Origin of the sequence: Paenibacillus sp. FSL R5-0623, from assembly GCF_037974265.1 — a bacterium.
In the GTDB taxonomy this organism is placed as follows: domain Bacteria; phylum Bacillota; class Bacilli; order Paenibacillales; family Paenibacillaceae; genus Paenibacillus.
Map to the genome: position 1 here is coordinate 882,564 of NZ_CP150233.1, position 17,661 is coordinate 900,224.

12 protein-coding genes and 1 pseudogene are annotated in these 17,661 nt (G+C 45.5%); 8 read left to right on the forward strand and 5 right to left on the reverse strand.

Annotated features, from left to right (window positions below; all coding sequences use genetic code 11):
* Positions 1 to 107: 107 nt before the first annotated feature.
* Positions 108 to 1,097: a DUF4003 family protein gene (locus MKY92_RS04100; RefSeq protein ID WP_339299276.1), complete on the reverse strand. Its 990-nt coding sequence runs from the start codon at positions 1,095 to 1,097 to the stop codon at positions 108 to 110.
* Between the two features lie 72 nt (positions 1,098 to 1,169).
* Positions 1,170 to 1,535, reverse strand: a complete 366-nt coding sequence (locus MKY92_RS04105) for a DUF6713 family protein (RefSeq protein ID WP_339299277.1) — start codon at positions 1,533 to 1,535, stop codon at positions 1,170 to 1,172.
* Between the two features lie 316 nt (positions 1,536 to 1,851).
* Here MKY92_RS04105 and MKY92_RS04110 point away from each other — a divergent pair, with 316 nt between their 5' ends.
* The 3 genes and pseudogenes from MKY92_RS04110 to MKY92_RS04120 all read left to right on the forward strand — a co-directional run bounded on the left by MKY92_RS04110 (position 1,852) and on the right by MKY92_RS04120 (position 8,146).
* Positions 1,852 to 5,349: an S-layer homology domain-containing protein gene (locus tag MKY92_RS04110; RefSeq protein ID WP_339299278.1), complete on the forward strand. Its 3,498-nt coding sequence runs from the start codon at positions 1,852 to 1,854 to the stop codon at positions 5,347 to 5,349.
* 194 nt (positions 5,350 to 5,543) lie between these two features.
* Positions 5,544 to 6,418 (forward strand): annotated as a pseudogene (locus MKY92_RS04115) (amino acid permease); the annotation flags it as partial.
* Between the two features lie 198 nt (positions 6,419 to 6,616).
* On the forward strand, positions 6,617 to 8,146 hold the full coding sequence (locus MKY92_RS04120) for an acetylhydrolase (protein ID WP_339299280.1): 1,530 nt from the start codon (positions 6,617 to 6,619) through the stop codon (positions 8,144 to 8,146).
* Between the two features lie 26 nt (positions 8,147 to 8,172).
* Here MKY92_RS04120 and MKY92_RS04125 read toward each other — a convergent pair whose 3' ends face one another.
* Positions 8,173 to 9,255: a MerR family transcriptional regulator gene (locus tag MKY92_RS04125; RefSeq protein ID WP_339299282.1), complete on the reverse strand. Its 1,083-nt coding sequence runs from the start codon at positions 9,253 to 9,255 to the stop codon at positions 8,173 to 8,175.
* 113 nt (positions 9,256 to 9,368) lie between these two features.
* Between MKY92_RS04125 and MKY92_RS04130 the strand changes: the two genes are divergently transcribed.
* From MKY92_RS04130 to MKY92_RS04145, 4 genes are all read left to right on the forward strand, one after another.
* Complete coding sequence (locus MKY92_RS04130) at positions 9,369 to 10,271, forward strand: SDR family oxidoreductase (RefSeq protein ID WP_017690578.1); 903 nt, start codon at positions 9,369 to 9,371, stop codon at positions 10,269 to 10,271.
* 256 nt (positions 10,272 to 10,527) lie between these two features.
* Complete coding sequence (locus tag MKY92_RS04135) at positions 10,528 to 11,523, forward strand: hypothetical protein (RefSeq protein WP_339299283.1); 996 nt, start codon at positions 10,528 to 10,530, stop codon at positions 11,521 to 11,523.
* A gap of 259 nt (positions 11,524 to 11,782) precedes the next feature.
* The gene (locus tag MKY92_RS04140; protein WP_339299284.1) at positions 11,783 to 12,202 is read left to right on the forward strand and encodes an ester cyclase; all 420 of its coding nucleotides are present in this window, start codon (positions 11,783 to 11,785) and stop codon (positions 12,200 to 12,202) included.
* Between the two features lie 129 nt (positions 12,203 to 12,331).
* Positions 12,332 to 14,710: an NdvB protein gene (locus MKY92_RS04145; RefSeq protein ID WP_339299286.1), complete on the forward strand. Its 2,379-nt coding sequence runs from the start codon at positions 12,332 to 12,334 to the stop codon at positions 14,708 to 14,710.
* A 111-nt stretch (positions 14,711 to 14,821) separates the two neighbouring features.
* On the opposite strand, the gene MKY92_RS04150 is transcribed toward MKY92_RS04145, so the two are convergent.
* The gene (locus MKY92_RS04150; RefSeq protein WP_339299287.1) at positions 14,822 to 15,589 is read right to left on the reverse strand and encodes a GNAT family N-acetyltransferase; all 768 of its coding nucleotides are present in this window, start codon (positions 15,587 to 15,589) and stop codon (positions 14,822 to 14,824) included.
* A 150-nt stretch (positions 15,590 to 15,739) separates the two neighbouring features.
* Here MKY92_RS04150 and MKY92_RS04155 point away from each other — a divergent pair, with 150 nt between their 5' ends.
* Entirely contained in the window at positions 15,740 to 16,402 is a 663-nt protein-coding gene (locus MKY92_RS04155; protein WP_339299288.1) for a SprT family zinc-dependent metalloprotease, read from the forward strand.
* A gap of 115 nt (positions 16,403 to 16,517) precedes the next feature.
* On the opposite strand, the gene MKY92_RS04160 is transcribed toward MKY92_RS04155, so the two are convergent.
* A complete protein-coding gene (locus MKY92_RS04160; RefSeq protein ID WP_339299289.1) occupies positions 16,518 to 17,600 on the reverse strand; it encodes a saccharopine dehydrogenase in 1,083 nt (360 codons plus the stop codon).
* Positions 17,601 to 17,661 lie beyond the last annotated feature (61 nt).

The window sequence follows — 17,661 nt, forward strand, 5'->3', positions numbered from 1 at the left end:
ATGAACATTATTTTAGGTGTAGGTTTGAATGTTTTAAGACCCTTCCGAGTCAACTTGAACTCGGGAGGGTCTTTTTCATCTTATATTGAAGGTAACAGGGGCACTTATTAGTTGGATGATGAAGAAGCGGCAGCAGCCGATGCTGCGGCAGTTGCGGCCATGGCTGCTTGTTGAGCGATGATAATATTTGTGATACTGGTTGAGATTGCTGTCGTAAGCACACCGTTCCGCAGATTCTCCACATGTTGAATGGCTACCAGAGCAGACGAGAACAGGAGCAACTCCTGTTTGTCGATTGACCAGGCACCGAAGCCTTTTTGAGTCCGTAACCAGTCATTTGTTTCCGCGACATCCTCCACTAATGAGTCTCTGTCCGAAGGCAGTAGAGAAAGTATTCCGAGAGAGGCTAACGTATACGTTTTGTCCATTCGAAGATTCCTTTTGCGAAAAGCTTCATTTAAAGCAATCACACGAGCACCTGCATCGGGGGGATCATCTCCAAGAACCAGTACCTGTGTTAACGCCTGCACACTGTTTCTGGAAGAGAACTCCGGTTTTAATTCGCCATAAAGTTGTTCCATACGTGCCACACCAGTATCCACGTTGAGATCGGAAAGGGCTAACATGGCAGCGAAAATGTAGTCATCCTGTCCAGTGAGGAAACGATGCTCTGCTTTCATGCCGTCATAAAATAATTTGGCCCGCTCCACCGTAGGTTGAAACTGGTCAGGTGATGTCTGAGTAGCGATCTGATAGGCGGCAATAACCAGATAATCAGAGTTGCGGAATTTGATCTCTTTCATCAAGTCATAGACATGCAAGGTTTCTGCCAGTCTCGTCTCTTCATCCGTTGTAAGGGAGAGCATGGCAGCAATGCTAATGGCCGAATTACCTCTGAATGCAGAGAAGAGTTTTGTGTTTTGCTTAATCAACTCATGGCTTTGAAGAATAGCTTCCCCATCCGCTGTTTTATTCTCCGCTGCATAGAGCAGGGCAACCAGACGTTGCATCATTGCATGTTGCCATTTGAACGACTTCTTGATGATCTGGGTGTTGGAAACAAATAATTCAACTCGTTCTGCATGATGCTGCTGCATAGGCACACCTCCATATTCACTGTTATTCAACAATACCCTTCCAGCTTCCTTCATTCTGTCGGTGTAAACAGATTAGATAATTAGGAATATCAAATGAATTAAAGCGATTATTCCCATAGGATAGATCAATGATCTGGAGAACCCGTTTTTAAATTCATTTCGAGGATGCTTTTCGAAAAAGAAGTGTAATACGGTATGTATGATGAAAAAGATATCCAGCACCCAAAATGTAATGTTTTGATACGAGCTAAAAAGCATAGAGAGGATGATGGTATACATTGGCAGGTGAATCCAAGTGAAATACCTATAGGCCTTATCATCTTCCATATCTTTTAACACCATGAACAATTTCCACTCGGACCGCCGGATGGCATCCATTTCGTGAAGCAGAAAGAGAGACAGGTTAAACAAAAATAAAACCAGTAAAAAGTCAGGCATGTAAAGTCTCCCATTTTTCAAGGTAATATGATCAAGATAATAATACGAAATAGCCCTTTGATGGTTTCAGGCATACCTATTGTCAGAGAAAATTTCGGGGGAGAATTAATGAATGGTTGATCGTAGTTTTAGAGGCTGTTTCAAAAAAAAAATATTTTCATTGTTTAATGTGCTAAAGGATTTTAGTGTGAAGTGTCGAATAATGTCAATTGATAGGTATTTTGAATCATGGGAGGCTGATCAAATAAGCGTTGCTTAGACAGTAGCTCACTCCAGAATGAGGAAGGAACTGATGACCATTAACAGTTCAGTGATCATGTACAAGAGAGTTTCAATCATTTTTTTATGCCTTACATTAGTTGTAGCCAATGGATTTATCGGGAGTCAATGGTTGGGAACTGCATCAGCAGCGGCCCAAACAACAGTAACGTTTTCTACAACTGATAGTAGTGTCTGGGCTGATGGAATTGCTGAAGATGGCGATGGTGGCTCAATAAATATCCCTGAAAAGGTTTTTCAATTTTACAATATTAGTGATGTTAGTGGAACAATGATGCCTGGAACTCTCATCTATGCAAATACAGAGGTAGATGGTTGGTTTCCTTTTCTGACTACTTATGAAACAGACATTAATTATGGTTGGAAAGGAATGGGGATTAGAACGAGTGATGCATCTGAGTTTCAAATTAACGGATTCTTCTATTCAAACTGGGGTGAAGGACCAATAAATATTAAAGTTGAAGGGTATCGGGATGGCGCGTTGGTTGCTACCCATTCATTTCAAAATGACGAAGTAATTGCAGATTATCACTCTAAACATGTTTTATTAAATGAAGACTTCGATAATGTGGATATGATTCTTTTATATTCAACTGATAAAGGTAGTTGGCATGGTATTAATGATATTGTGCTTGATGATGCCATCGTTTCTGCTTCAGCCCCAACGATTAACACACAACCAGCGGGTGCCACAGTTGACAAGGGAGCCAACAGTCCAACGCTGAGTATAGGCGCTACGGTCAGTGATGGAGGAACGCTAAGCTACCAATGGTATAGCAACGCTACCAACAGCACCACGGGTGGTACGTTGATTAATGGGGCAACAAGCTCAACGTATGCAGTGCAAACCACGAATGCAGGAACGACCTACTATTACGCGATCGTGACTAACACCAACAATGGTGTAAATGGAACGAAGACCGCAACCGCTACGAGTAATGCGGCACAAGTCACCGTGAATGCGCTGGTTCATGCAGTAACGCCAACGATTAACACACAGCCAACGGGTGCCACAGTTGACGAGGGAGCAAATAGTCCAACACTGAGTGTAAGCGCTACGGTCAGTGATGGAGGAACGTTAAGCTATCAATGGTATAGCAACGAAACTAACAGCACCACGGGCGGCACGCCAATCAATGCGGCAACAGGCTCAACATATGCAGTGCCAACCACAAGTGCGGGAACGATCTACTATTATGCGGTCGTGACCAACACCAACAATGGCGTAAATGGGACGAAGACCGCAACGACGACGAGCAATGTTGCTGTAGTTGCCATTCAACCAGCACTAACGTATATCATTGAGAATATTTCGGATCAAACCCCAGCAGCATTGATTCAGGGCTATGCCTCGGGTAGTCAAGAAACATTAACCATTACCGTGAAAAATATCGGTACGGGTACATTGACTAACTTGGAGGTAACATCTGGTGGGGCGAGCGGGTCGGATTTTGAAGTAACACAACCTACAGTGTCTACCCTTAACCCAGGGGCTGAAACCAGCTTCACGGTAACGGTTAAGGATGGTTTGCCAGCAAGCACTTATACTGCGACGGTTCTTATATCTGCGGACAATATGCTGGACCAGACATTCCAAGTTGTTCAAGCGATCAACTTGCCAAATGTGCCGGCCAATCCTCAGGATTTGGTAGTAACCCCTGGAGATCGTCAGGCTCAGCTGACTTGGAGTAACGTGCCGGGAGCGACATATTACGAAGTTTATTTATCAACAGTATCCGGTCAATTTAGCAGTAACGCCATCACCACCGTGACGGATGGGAATTATCGTGTGGAAAATCTGATTAATGGAACCACTTATTTCTTTATGGTGAAAGCAGGCGGATTGGGTGGCTTGAGTGCGGAGTCTAATGTGGCAAGTGCAACTCCATTAACGGTTCCAGAAGCACCATCATCCGTAATAGCAGTCGCTGGTAACGGACAGGCTACCCTTAGCTTTAATCCTCCAGCAGACAATGGAGGAAGTGCCGTAACGGCATATGAGGTGAATGTTCTACCAGATAATAGAGTCGTGACTGGAACACGTAGCCCAATAATCATCACGGGATTAACCAACGGAACGAGCTATACGTTTACAGTGAAAGCAAAGAACCAAGCAGGAGGTAGTGAGTCTTCGTTACTATCCAATACGATCATCCCGTTGGCACCAACAGGTAATGGCGGCAATACCGGTGGCGGAGGAGGAGGAAGTACTGGTGGTAGTGGAGGCAATACGACTCCGAGTCAGCCACCTACATCAGGAACTCAAGTTCCGAACCCAGGAAATTCAGGTGTGGATGTAATGGTCAACGGGAAAGTGGAAAACATAGGATCAGCAACTTCAAGTGAGCGAAATAGTCAAAGTGTAACCACAGTAACGGTAGATTCCGTGAAACTGGATGAAAAGCTCTCCGCAGAAGGAAATGGGGCTACGGTCACCATTCTGCTAAATACACAATCTGATGTTGTCATTGGGGAACTTAATGGTCAGATGATCAAGAACATGGAGGATAAAAACGCAACTCTGAAAATTCAAACGCCTTCTGCGACCTACACATTACCTTCTCAACAAATCAATATCCAAGCGTTGTCCAATCAACTGGGGCAGTCGATTAATCTCAAAGATATTCAGATTCAGATTGAGATTTCGGCTCCTGGATCAGAGATACTGAGGGTAGTAGCAGATACAGCTGAAAAAAACAGGTTTACACTGGTTGCCCCATCGCATAATTTTGAATTGCGCGGTATTTACGGTAACCAGACGATTAACATTTCTAATTTCAACGCGTATGTTGAACGAACGATTGCAATTCCTGAGGGAGTAGATCCCAACCGAATAACGACAGGTATAGTCATCGACACGGATGGATCAGTTCGTCACGTACCGACTCAAGTCATTGTTAATGATGCGAATTATTATGCCAAGGTGAACAGTCTATCCAACAGTACGTACTCCATTGTATGGAATCCGATCGAATTCCAGGATATGCAAACTCACTGGGCTAAAGCCGAAGTGAATGATATGGGTTCTCGCATGGTGATGAAAGGGACAGGCGAAGGTATGTTCACCCCAGAACGAGATATTACCCGGGCTGAATTTGCAGTGGTATTGGTTCGTGGCTTGGGATTGAAATTGGATTCATCCAAGAACGTATTCTCTGATGTAGCTGCCGATGCATGGTACAGTCGCGCAATCAATACGGCCTATGAATATCAATTACTAGATGGCTTCAGAGATGGAACGTTCCGTCCTGACGACAAAATCACACGAGATCAGGCCATGAATATTATTGCAAGAGCCATGGGCATTACAGGGCTAAAAGAAAAACTTCCCGTTCAATCCGGATCAACCGAGCTTCAAAAGTATATCGATATATCAGACTCGTCTGTATGGGCAAACAAGGGTATAGCTGAAAGCATACAAGCGGGTATTTTCTCAGGTAGAAGTGATAGTAAGCTCGCACCCAAGGCACATATTACAAGGGCTGAGGTGGCTACAATTGTTGAGCGACTTCTCCAAAAATCAGGATTAATCTGATTGCAAAAATCATCGGGGGTTATCCTAATCATGTCAGGTGACGGGCATGAGGAGGAGGCCTCCTTTTTTATGTGGAAATTCTGTTTTGCTTGCGTTTCCTCATATTCCTTGTTGTATTTCTGCGGCACATCTCGTACAACTTGGTGAATTAATTCTGCATTGCGTTAATGTGAGTGTAAAATGGGGAGAATCGTTTGGAATCAAAGCAACTATCTAGAGGGCTAAAGACCCGCCATGTAGAGCTGATTGCACTCGGAGGTACAATCGGCGTTGGTTTGTTCATGTGATCGGCGAGTACGATCAAATGGGCAGGTCCATCCGTGCTGCTGGCTTATTTATTGGCGGGTATCGTTATCTTTTTTGTCATGCGCATAATGGGGGAAATATTGATTCAGGAGCCGGTCACGGGTTCGTTTGCAACATTTGCTCACAAATATATTAGTCCGCTTGCCGGATTCCTGACAGCCTGGAGCTACTGGTTTCTGTGGGTTACGGTGGGTATGGCGGAAGTTACCGCGATTGGCATCTATGTGGGGTATTGGTTCCCGGATATTCCGCAGTGGCTGCCTGCACTTCCTGGGGTGCTCATCATTGCGGCGGCAAATCTGGCGGCGGTGAAGTTCTATGGAGAATTTGAATTCTGGTTTGCGATGATCAAAGTGACGGCTATTGTGGTGATGATCGTAATCGGAACAGGTCTGATCTTCTTCGGTTGGGGGAACGGAGGACAGCCAATCGGGCTGTCGAATCTGTTTAGCCATGGCGGATCCTTCCCTGGAGGGATCAAAGGTTTCCTCTTTGCACTGTATATCGTAACGGCTGCGTTCAAGGGGTAGAGATGGTTGGTATTACAGCAGGCGAAGCGGAGAATCCGAAATACACCTTGCGTAAAGCGATCAAAAATATCGTGTGGCGTATTCTTATTTTCTACGTTGGTGCCATATTTGTTATCGTAACTCTGTACCCTTAGAACGAGGTCTACAGTGCAAGTGTTCTTCCGGGTATGGTTCCATGGTTCGCGCTGGCGTTCAGCCAGTTCCGATTCAGAAAGCGTTGGGGCAACGAGATGGCGGCGACGATCGCTAGTCTAATATTCAAAAATCAACTTATAACGTAATACTATACGTGCATTCCTTGAATACAATGGAGAACCTGCGGGTGATTCAGTGTCATTCAGGAGTGCATTTTTTTATCCGCAAAAATCATGCTTGAATCTCCTGTAACTAGAGGTTTTAAGATTGGAGGCAGACAAGGGGGCATACATCTTATGAGAACAGTAGAATGGATTTATCTTATTTTCAACCTGCTTATATTCGTGGGGGTAATCGGGATCGGGAGACAGATTCAACATTTTCGAAAAATGGTATGGGGTGGATTCGTCATTTCAGGTGTGCTGTTGATCATCCATGGTTTAGTCGAAGGACTTCGTTGGCCGATGATTCCGGCGTATCTGCTCACGTTGGTTCCAATGGTTGTGTTATTTACAAAGGCAAGACGTCAGCAACAGTCAGGTGTAACCTCACTGAATAGTAAACGTTCGGAGGTATCCACTTCCACATCACCTGTGGCGGGCAAATTCGGGCGTGTTCGAATCATCGCAACGTCTCTCCTGGTGTTGCTATACGCTATTGTGAGTATTGGCTTGCCACTGCTGTTTCCGGTATTTTCGTTTGCCAAGCCAGCAGGTCCTTATGGAATCGGAACGGTATCCTACGACTGGACAGATAGCAGTCGGGAGGAACTTCTGACGAGAACAGCTGGTGATCAACGGGAGCTGATGGTACAGTTCTGGTATCCAACGAATCCAGATGTAGAGGACGCAACAGCCCCTTATGTTAATAAACCGGAGATCTACGGGACAGCCTTCAATGAAGTGCTGAAACTGCCAAAGCTTTTATTTTCCAGTCTGAGTCAGGTTAGAACACATGCGATACAGGAAGCTCAGTTGTCTGATGCCGAAGCCAAGTATCCGGTTGTTCTTTTCTCTCATGGTCTGCATGGGTATGAAAATCAGAATACGTTCCAGGTCGAGCAGCTGGTCAGTCAAGGTTACATTGTCGTAGGTATCAATCACACGTATAGCAGTCTGGTGTCTGTATTCCCGGATGGACGTGTGGCGCAGTTTGAATCGGAAGGAAAAGAAGGCTTTGAACAGCTGCAATTCAGTTACATGGACAAGTTGAATGAGACATGGGTGCAGGATGCACAGTTTGTACTGGATGAGGTAGAGAAGTTGGGTACGGGAGATCCGAGCGGACGCTTTACAGGACGTATGGATCTGGACAATATCGGCATGTTTGGGCATTCATTTGGTGGAGCAACGACAGTACAGATGTTAATGGATGATCCACGTGTGAAAGCAGGCATGAATATGGACGGTGTATTGTTTGGCGAGAAACGTATCCCTGCGGAAGGCGTGGGCAAGCCGTTCCTGATGATGAGTGCAGACTCAACCGTTGCAGGTACAAGTGTGATGAGTGACGAGGAAATTGCTGCGATGGGCACGACCCGTCCGGAAGCCGAGAAATATTACGAGGAAGTGTACGAGCGCTATGAGCCGGTAACCGCTGGAGGGAACTTCTGGATGGAGCTGACCAACACCAAACATCTGAGTTTCTCCGACCTCTACCTGATCTCTCCACTGCTCGAATGGACGCAGGGTGTAGATTCGAGGGGGACACAACAGTTGGTCAACGATACAACGATTGATTTCTTCAACCACTACTTGAAAGGGCAATCGCTTCATTTGGACACGGAAGTGGGAGAACATGAATCCTATTCGTTAAAAAAAGGCTAAACGTAAAAATGGAAGGAGACTGAAGCTCAGTCTTCTTCCATTTGTTTTAAGCGTAACCGCATGCCCTCATGCAACAGGTTAATGCCATCTACAATCTGGCTCCATTCGGGATTGATCACCTTGCACCGCTTGTTAAAACGTAGAATGCGATCGGTCACGGAGTCCAGCATATATCGGGCCTGTTTGCTGAAAAATACTTCAGGTGTTTCGGCATGCTCGACACTTGCATACATCAACACAAAGTCCCACACCATGCTTTGCACAGCAGGGCTATCGATTGCCCAACGTTTGTCCAGCGCTTCGGTAGTGCGAATGCGAATAGCCTCCATTTTTTTCACCCAGACGTTCGCTTCGACTTGTGGCTGGTTCGCCATAATGAAGAACGGAACCTCCAGCCGAGCCAGATCGGCCCAATAGGCCGGATCATTGATCAGTTCCTGAGTTTCCTTCCAGGCCAGTGTTTGCTGAGCCGTCAGTTTGGTATCTTTCATCATATATTTATCGAAAAAGTGCAGAAACGACACTCTCCAATCCTGCGGAATGCTGTCCAGCAGATGGGATTCATCCACTTTGGCAGCAACAAATTGTTTTCGTCTGCTCGCATTGGCCGTCAGGGATTCTACCAGACTGGAGATGTAGGTAAGAGACTGTTCCGAATGCAGTGAAGTGTCTTCTTCATGCTGCTTCGCCTGCTGCAAAATGGAGAGCATGGAATTCAACGTGCCGATCTGGGTTTCCAAGGCTTCAATCTGCAGATCCAACGCTTGTGTTACCGCCAGTTCACCGGACATGAGTTTTCGAATATCCGGTATGCTGAAATTCAAATAACGAAGTGTTGTAATGAGTTCGAGTTGCCACAGGTCTTGCGTTGTATAGAGTCGATGCCCACCTTCCGTATGACTGGAGGGTTGTAACAGTTCAATCTCATCGTAATACCGGATCGTTTTCACCGTGGAGCCGATCAGTTTGGCTGCTTCACCGATGGAATAGGGTTCTTTATTTGGGTTCAACGAGATCACCTCATGTTCTAGTATACAATCTCCAGTCACTGGAGGTTCAATACCGGAATAGTTGCCAAGGAAATGTAGCAGGTCCAGTTTAAATTCCACCCATCTCGGTTACAAAGGAAAGAGTGCAACTTTTACGCAAATTAAATTCACAACAAATAAAAAATACGTTTATACGATGGGTATCGTGTAAATAACCAAGGAGGAAATTGAACATGGCTAATCAAGACCAGCACACCATGCAAGATCCAACGACCCAATATCCGAAGGCTACACCGGAATGGAAACAGCAGCAGGATGAGCCGGGGCTCCAGCGTGAGATGACCCCTGTTCCCGATGCGGGTGAGAAAAGTTATAAAGGCAGCGGACGATTAACAGGACGCAAAGCAGTTGTGACCGGAGCCGACAGCGGAATTGGCCGGGCGGCAGCGATTGCGTTTGCCCGTGAAGGTGCAGATGTTGTTCTGGCCTATCTGCCGGAAGAGGAAGCAGATGCGCAGGAAGTTGTGAAGCTGATTGAGGAAGCTGGGCGTAAAGCAATTACGATGCCAGGTGACCTGAAGGATGAGAAATACTGTGAAGAACTCATTGAGTCTGCGGTAAAAGAGCTTGGCGGGATTGATATCCTAGCTAACGTGGCAGGTAAACAGCAGTTTGTGGAGCAGATTGCGGATCTGACTACCGAGCAATTCGATGCAACGTTCAAAACAAATGTTTATTCCATGTTCTGGCTCTGCAAAGCAGCTGTGAAACACATGAAGCCGGGCAGCTCCATTATCAACACATCATCGATTCAGGCGTACAAACCTTCGCCAATCCTGCTGGATTATGCAACAACGAAGGCATCCATTAACACGTTTAGCAAAGCGCTGGCCCAACAGGTGGGTAGCAAAGGGATACGTGTCAACGTTGTTGCACCAGGACCGGTATGGACACCACTCCAAGTCGTGGGTGGACAACCAGTCGAGAAGCTTGCTGATTTCGGCTCCAATACACCTTTGGGTCGTGCAGGACAACCTGCCGAGATGGCTCCGGCATTTGTGTTCCTGGCAAGCCAGGAATCCAGCTATGTGAGCGGTGAGACACTGAATGCAAATGGCGGAACGGTTAGTCCGTAGATAGTCTTAGGTAATCCGATCAGGGTATCAGAGGATACGGTCTCCATATTGGGGGCGGTATCCTCTTTTTTGTCGTTAAGATGAGAGAAATAAAATATTTTTATATATGAAAGCGTTCTTATATAAAACCGGAAAGGTACATGGTAATATATTCAAGAACATGTTCTTCGCTCCCAGCTCTGAGAGTGCGTTGCTTATACAATGAATCTGTTCAGATCAATATATTATGCCTAGGAATCGAAGGAGGAATTCTGTAATGGCCAAGAATGTACTTAAACTAGGTGACCCTGTCATAAGCACGTACACATCATATGGGACATTAACATCCGTTATGAACGAAGATTTATGGCCATGGATTTTCAATAACTTTATACAAATCAGGTATGCACATGAATGGGGAATTTTTTCGTTTGATTCTCATCAGTTTCTGCTAAGTACCTGTCCGGGAATTTCCTTTTACAACCTGCCACAAGAAATTGTGATCAGCAAATGGGGAACATCACTTAAGCAAGTGATTACAGAAGCGATAGATATGGGATATTATCTATATATTTATGCAGATCGATACTACATTGCGTGTACAGACTATTATCAAAAAGAACATCTCATGCATGAATTATTGGTGTACGGGTATGACCTGGATCAAAATTTGATATACATTGCTGATAATCTAGATGATGGTAAATTCATACAAACTGTATGTAGTCTGGATGAACTTGAGAAAGGCTACTGGGCCATGTCTAATGAATACAGTTTTTGGACAGAAGTGAGATTTCTTAAGCCTATCCAGAATATCAATTATGCAATTCATGTGGAGCAGATGATAACGGCGATGGAAAACTATCTTAACTCAAGCGAGACATATGACTTAGTGAGAGATCAGAAATACGATTTTGGAATGCAAGCCATTCAACGCATCTTTACCGACATTGAGCAGGCAGCCCTAGTTGGAGAAGCATTGGATTCACGAGTCTTTCATCTCTTGTATGAACATAAGCTACTTATGGAGTTACGATTATCTTACTTAATGGAGAAATCAATCATTGATCGAGATGCAACCTTCATGGAATTAAGCACTATTCTGAAACAGGACTACTTTAAATTGAGAAATATAGTTCTGAAATATAATATAACGCGTGATGCAAGGACACTTAGTAAAATAAGTGAGAGGTTGCAACAGAATCTCATGAAAGAAAAAGCATTTATTTCTTCTTTTATTACCAGATTGCAACAGGTTAAATCAATGGCTTGAAGTCATCTAATAATAGACAAAAAATCCCCTTTGCTTGTTAGAAAGCAAAGGGGGTTCCTGTGTAACTAAGTTACTTCTGCTCTGGTTTCGGGTCCAGAATGGCATAACTGCCTAGCGTGGTATAGGTGAGAGGATAGGTTTTAAGTCCTGTAGAACAATAGAACAGTTGTAATTCTGTAGCGAGGGGATCATGTTAAAATACAAGAGTTACTACATATTTATATATATAACAGAATAATCTGAGGAGGCTTGGGTGGGTATGACAGCAGAAAAGATTGTCAGAACCTTTTTTGAAGAGGTCCGATCAGGCCGAAATCCTGATTATGCAAGCAAAGTGATGGCGGAACAGGTAATGGCCTATCAAGTGATATCTGAAGAAGAGGTCACGGTGACCCGAACACCTTCCGATTATGCAGATCATGTGCGAGAAATGATCGAAGCTTACGGGGAATTTTCACTCGAAATTCTGGAGTTGCTGACGCAAGGTGATAAAGTTTATGTGCGCTGGAGACAAACGGGTACCCATATTGGCGAAGTGGACGGATACAGCCCAACGAACCTCCCGGTGATTGAAATTGCCAGTGCGGTATACCGAGTAGAAAACGAACAAATTGCGGAGTATTGGATACAGATCGACAGGTTGGGCATCGAAAAACAATTGGAACGTAATCGGAGCTGAGTTTCTCAGCTCTTTTTTAGTTTTCAGTTCTTTGTAAGCGTTCCCGTGTTATAATGGACAAAGTTGTATACAAGTTACCTAAAACGTTTTCTGTCTTTTGACTCTATTATCTGAAAGTGAGGTTCAGTGATGATTAAAGCAACGGAAGATAATCAATATGTTGAATTAACAAGCCCGACAAGTTTACCGAAGGCATCCGGATTCCTTTGGAATGAAAAGATGATGATTCATGTGAATTGCAGGGGATACGCGGTGGCCCAATTCATGCAGCCCGAACCTGCCAAATACTCGTATGCGCCCAACCTGGAAGCGAAGACGTTTATGCAGCCGGAGCAGCCATATTATGCCCACCATCCGGGACGGTTTGTCTATATTAAAGATGAAGTAAGTGGCGAAATCTTCTCCGCCCCGTATGAACCCGTTCGCAAGCAGGCGGATAGCTATACGTTCGCTGTCGGTAAACACGATATTCACTGGAAAGTCGTCCAAGACGAAATTTGCATCGAGATGTCCCTGCGTCTGCCGAAGGAAGATGTCATGGAGCTGTGGCGTGTGAAGGTAACCAATCTGTCTTCGAGAAAACGCAAGCTTAGTATCTACCCGTATTATACGGTTGGCTATATGTCATGGATGAACCAGTCCGGCTCATATGTGGAAGATTTGCAGGGCATTGTCTGCTCGGCGATTACGCCGTATCAGAAGTATCAGGATTATAGCAAAATCAAAAACTACAGCGACAAAACCTATCTGCTTGCAGATCACCAGCCGACCGCGTGGGAAGTGAATCATGAGACTTTTGAAGGCGAAGGCGGACTACATAATCCTTCGGCTATTCAGTCAGAGACACTGGCTGGTGGAGATGCACGCTATGAGACACCTGTGGCTGTATTGCAATACAGAGTAGAGTTGGAAGCGGGAGCTGAGCAGGCATATCGATTTATTTTTGGTCCGGCTCATGATGAGACAGAGATTGAGGGCATTCGTCAGCATTATTTTGTGAAGCAGAATGAGGAAGGACAGGATGGTTTCACCGCAGCCGAGCAGGAGTATGCTGAGTATATTGCGGAAGGGAAAGGGAACATCCAGATTGAGACACCGGACAGCTGGTTAGATAATGTCGTGAATCACTGGCTGCCTCGCCAGATGTACTATCATGGCAAAACGAATCGTCTGACAACTGATCCGCAGACGCGGAATTATTTGCAGGACAACATGGGTATGAGTTATATTCAGCCGCAGATTGCGCGGGTTGCGTTCTTGACCGCTTTGTCTCAACAGCATATAAGCGGCGCGATGCCAGACGGCATTATTTTGCACCCGGACGCAGAATTGAAATATATTAACCAGGTTCCTCATACCGATCACTGCATCTGGCTTCCGGTCTGTATGAAGACCTATTTGGATGAAACGAATGACTATAGCATTTTGGAGGAACAGGTTGCTTTTACAGACAGCGAACAAAAGGTTTCCGTACTGGAGCATATGAATCTTGCAATGCGCTGGTTGATCCATGAGCGTGATGCGCGCGGGTTGAACTATATCAATCAGGGTGACTGGTGTGATCCGATGAACATGGTGGGATACAAAGGCAAAGGCGTATCCGGCTGGCTGACCATTGCGACGGCATATGCGTTCAATGTGTGGGCAGATATTGGTGAACAGGCGGGGCATGCCGAGGTTGCAGCGGAATTCCGTCAGGAAGCCAATCAGACCAATGCGGTAGCCAATGAGTATCTGTGGGATGGGGACTGGTATGCGCGCGGAATTACGGATGATAACGTCGTGTTTGGCGTAAGCCAAGACGTGGAAGGACGCATCTATATCAATCCTCAGAGCTGGGCACTTATGAGCGGTGCTGCAGATCAGGAGAAACAGGAGAAGTTAATTCGTGCCGTAGAGGAGCATTTGGAGACGCCGTATGGTGTCGAAAAGCTTGCGCCGTCCTTTACAGCCATGCGGGAGGATGTAGGCCGTGTTACGCAGAAACATCCGGGAAGTGCGGAGAACGGTGCAGTCTACAATCATGCAGCGGCTTTCTACATTTATGCGTTGTATCTGGTGGGCGAGAAGGAGAAGGCGTATCGTCTGCTGCGTAAAATGATTCCGGGCCCTGATGGCGAGGATATTCTCCAGCGGGGTCAGCTACCCGTATTTATCCCGAATTATTATCGCGGAGCCTATCATCAATTCCCACGTACAGCTGGGCGCTCTAGCCATCTGTTCAACACCGGCACGGTGCCTTGGGTGTATCGTTGTGTGATCGACGGATTGTTTGGTCTGCAAGGTCACACGCAAGGGCTTCAAGTTCGTCCGCAGTTGCCAGAAGATTGGAACGAGGCATCGGTTACGAGGTTGTTCCGCGGAGCTGAGCTGCATGTAAACATGAAGAAGGATGCAACTGTCCAGACGATTGAAGTGCATGTTGACGGTCAACGAATTGCAGGCGACATCATCAAGAACATACAAGCCGGCGTGAAATATGAGGTGCTGGTGAAGCTGCCATTGTAGAAAAGCGCAAGGAGTAATGCTGAACGATGTGAAGAGTTCTGAACAACCACGAAGCAAATTAAAAACTGTCTTTCCTTCATAGAAGGAGGGCAGTTTTTGCTTTCAGCTTGATCAGGACTCGCTCGATTCTTTGACTCGGTACCAATAGCTATAAATCTCGGAATAACCCAGCTTGGCGTAAAGCTTCAAGGCAGGTGCATTATTCGCAACCACTTGCAGGTAACTGGAAGTAGCGCCCTGTCTTTTTGCCCAATGGAGAAGATGAAGGATCATCTGTTCAGCAAGCCCACGATTTCGGAAGTTAGCGTCTGTAATGATGTCATATAATCCAATGTAGCCACGTTCAATTACACCGAACCCACAAGCGACGACTTGCCCGTCGATCAACAGCGAAATGAAACCTACCTTTGTCCGGATATTGTCCAACATTAATTTGGTCGTTTCCCGTTGCAGATCATTCACCTGATTTAGCCTGCAAAAATGATCCAGCCACGTTGCGGTCAACTGCTCGTCAATCTGTACAGCATGGTGCTCAGGCTCTTTGATATGTTCCAGACTTCGAGTCTGGAGGTGGGTGAGATCCACTACAGCATACCCTTTGTCTTGCAAAAGTTGATCGAGATGATCCGGCTGAATAAACGGCGTGATTTTAAATATGGTATTTAACTGATTGGAAGCATAGATGCGCTCACATTCCTCTATCTTTTCATGCACATCCAGAGTGGAGTAGTGGATCGGTTGAATGGAGTTGGCACGTTTGGTATATCCTTTGGCAAAACGCAGTACCCAGCCGTCATATAGTAAGGTAGACAAGGGTTGCCAGTGGTTAAGCGATAGTTCTTCAATGATTTTGTGTTCTGAATCTATGGTATACGTCATATCAAAACCTCCGATTTTATGATTAAATAATAATACATATTAATGTATAAAAATACAATAGGGATATATATATCGCCGAACAGTATGCATTATAGCAGGAGATAGTATACAATTTGATTTGATTGAATAACTTCAGAAGCGGAGCGCATTATGTTAACTATAGAATTAAATAATCACAGCATTAACTGTCATATTGAATACGGCAAACGGAAGAAAGTTTCCATCACGATGGACTTGCCTTATATGGTAACAATCAAAGCACCCAATGGTACCAGTGAAGACATGATCCGGCAACTTGTGGAGCAGCACGGGGATGTGATTTTGAAGAAATCCGCTCTCATGCAGCGGGCGCTTGACGGTCCTCAAGCCAAGGAATACGAAGATGAGGGCAAGGGGAAGTTTTTGCTTTTTGGCAAGGAGCATGCACTGCATGAATTAATTCCTGTAGAGGGTCTGACAGAAGAAGAGCTACGAGCGAATCTGAAGAAGTTTTATTTTGCCGAGTGTAAACGCATGATTGGGGAGCGCATCGGACGTTATCAGCAGGAGTTGAAGGTGAAGCCGAAGTCAGTAGAGATCGTAGATTCTCCCACCAAGTGGGGCAGTTGCAGCTGGGACAAAAAACTTACGTTCAATTATCGCCTGGCGATGGCGCCACTGGAAGTGATGGATTATGTCATCATTCATGAACTTTGCCATATTCACCACATGAATCATGATCGCTCTTTCTGGCGGCGGATCGGCAGTATCATGCCGGATTACAAAATAAAAGAAGATTATCTAATGCGCAATGGTCGAGCCATGACGTTGTAATTCCAGACTCAAGCTTGTACTTGATACGATACAATTCTCCATTATTATTCGTAAAATCCGCGAAGGTCCCACTGTTTGCAGTGAGCGGCTTCGCGGATTTTTTGTTATGTCTGGATCAGGAGTGGGTTACTTGAACGCCGTATTGTTTGAAAAAATGAGTAACTGCATCCATGTCCATTCGATCATCGAACAGATGCTCAGGATAATAGACGCCTGGAGCCATAGGCTCATCCGCTGGCATCATCAGTATCTTTTCGGCCTGTACCGCAGCGCCGAGTGCGGTCATATGAGTTTGACCGAGTGGGTCAGAGACCGTCATCGTTCGTTTAACCTCGTTTCCTTTTGCATCCAGTCCTTTCAGTTGAATGACCAGATGATGTGCACTCCCGGTTCCCGGATTATAGAGCAATTTCCGCCGGAATGGCTGGAAACGTTCACCACTGATCATCTTCCATACTCCGGTTTTGACCAATCCGGCGAGTGCATAGGTAGATACTTTACTATCAAATGAAATGCGGAAGCTGGCGGAATCGATATGGCTGGTATGAGGCAAAGTGACGTGATCGGGTGTATCCAATCTGTAACATGGGGTTGTGTACCCGTTCGGAAAATGTACTTTAATCGGATCTGTCATGGGATAGACAAGCCGGTTGGTGTTGGATTCGGTCACCTGAAAAGGAATACTCATTCGATCCATAAAGGCCGCTGAGTCAGGCCCAGCCTTATCTCGCAGCGAGTACAAGGCATGAATGTTTACTTCGACATGTTGCAGCGAGTTAGATAGTATCATGGCAAAGAGGGAAGCTGTTCCCGCCATCCATCCAGAGGACAGCACTACAGGGGCATGAAGTTCCTCCTGCTCTACTGTACGGGTCGCTTGATTGAACACCTCAGTCCAGCGTGTTACATCGATAAGTGGAATTTTTCTCCGGACTGCCGATACCAGTAGCCGATCATCCAGATCGTTCACTGCATTAATGATTAACGATATATTCTCTCCTGCGTGAATCAGTGGATCGTCTGCATGGGTATCAACAACAACCGTGTGGACACGATTGGAAGGAAAAGGTGCTGCTTTACCCGCAGAACGACCTCCCAGTACCAATTCCAGATCAGGATGCCTGTCATGCAAAATGCGTGCAAGCTGTGCACCTACAGCACCATAGCCTCCAGCGATAAGAACTCTTTTTCTAATCATTCGATAAACCTCCGTTGATGTGTTTATGTACTTATATGTTTAAACTTTTAAACATAATAGA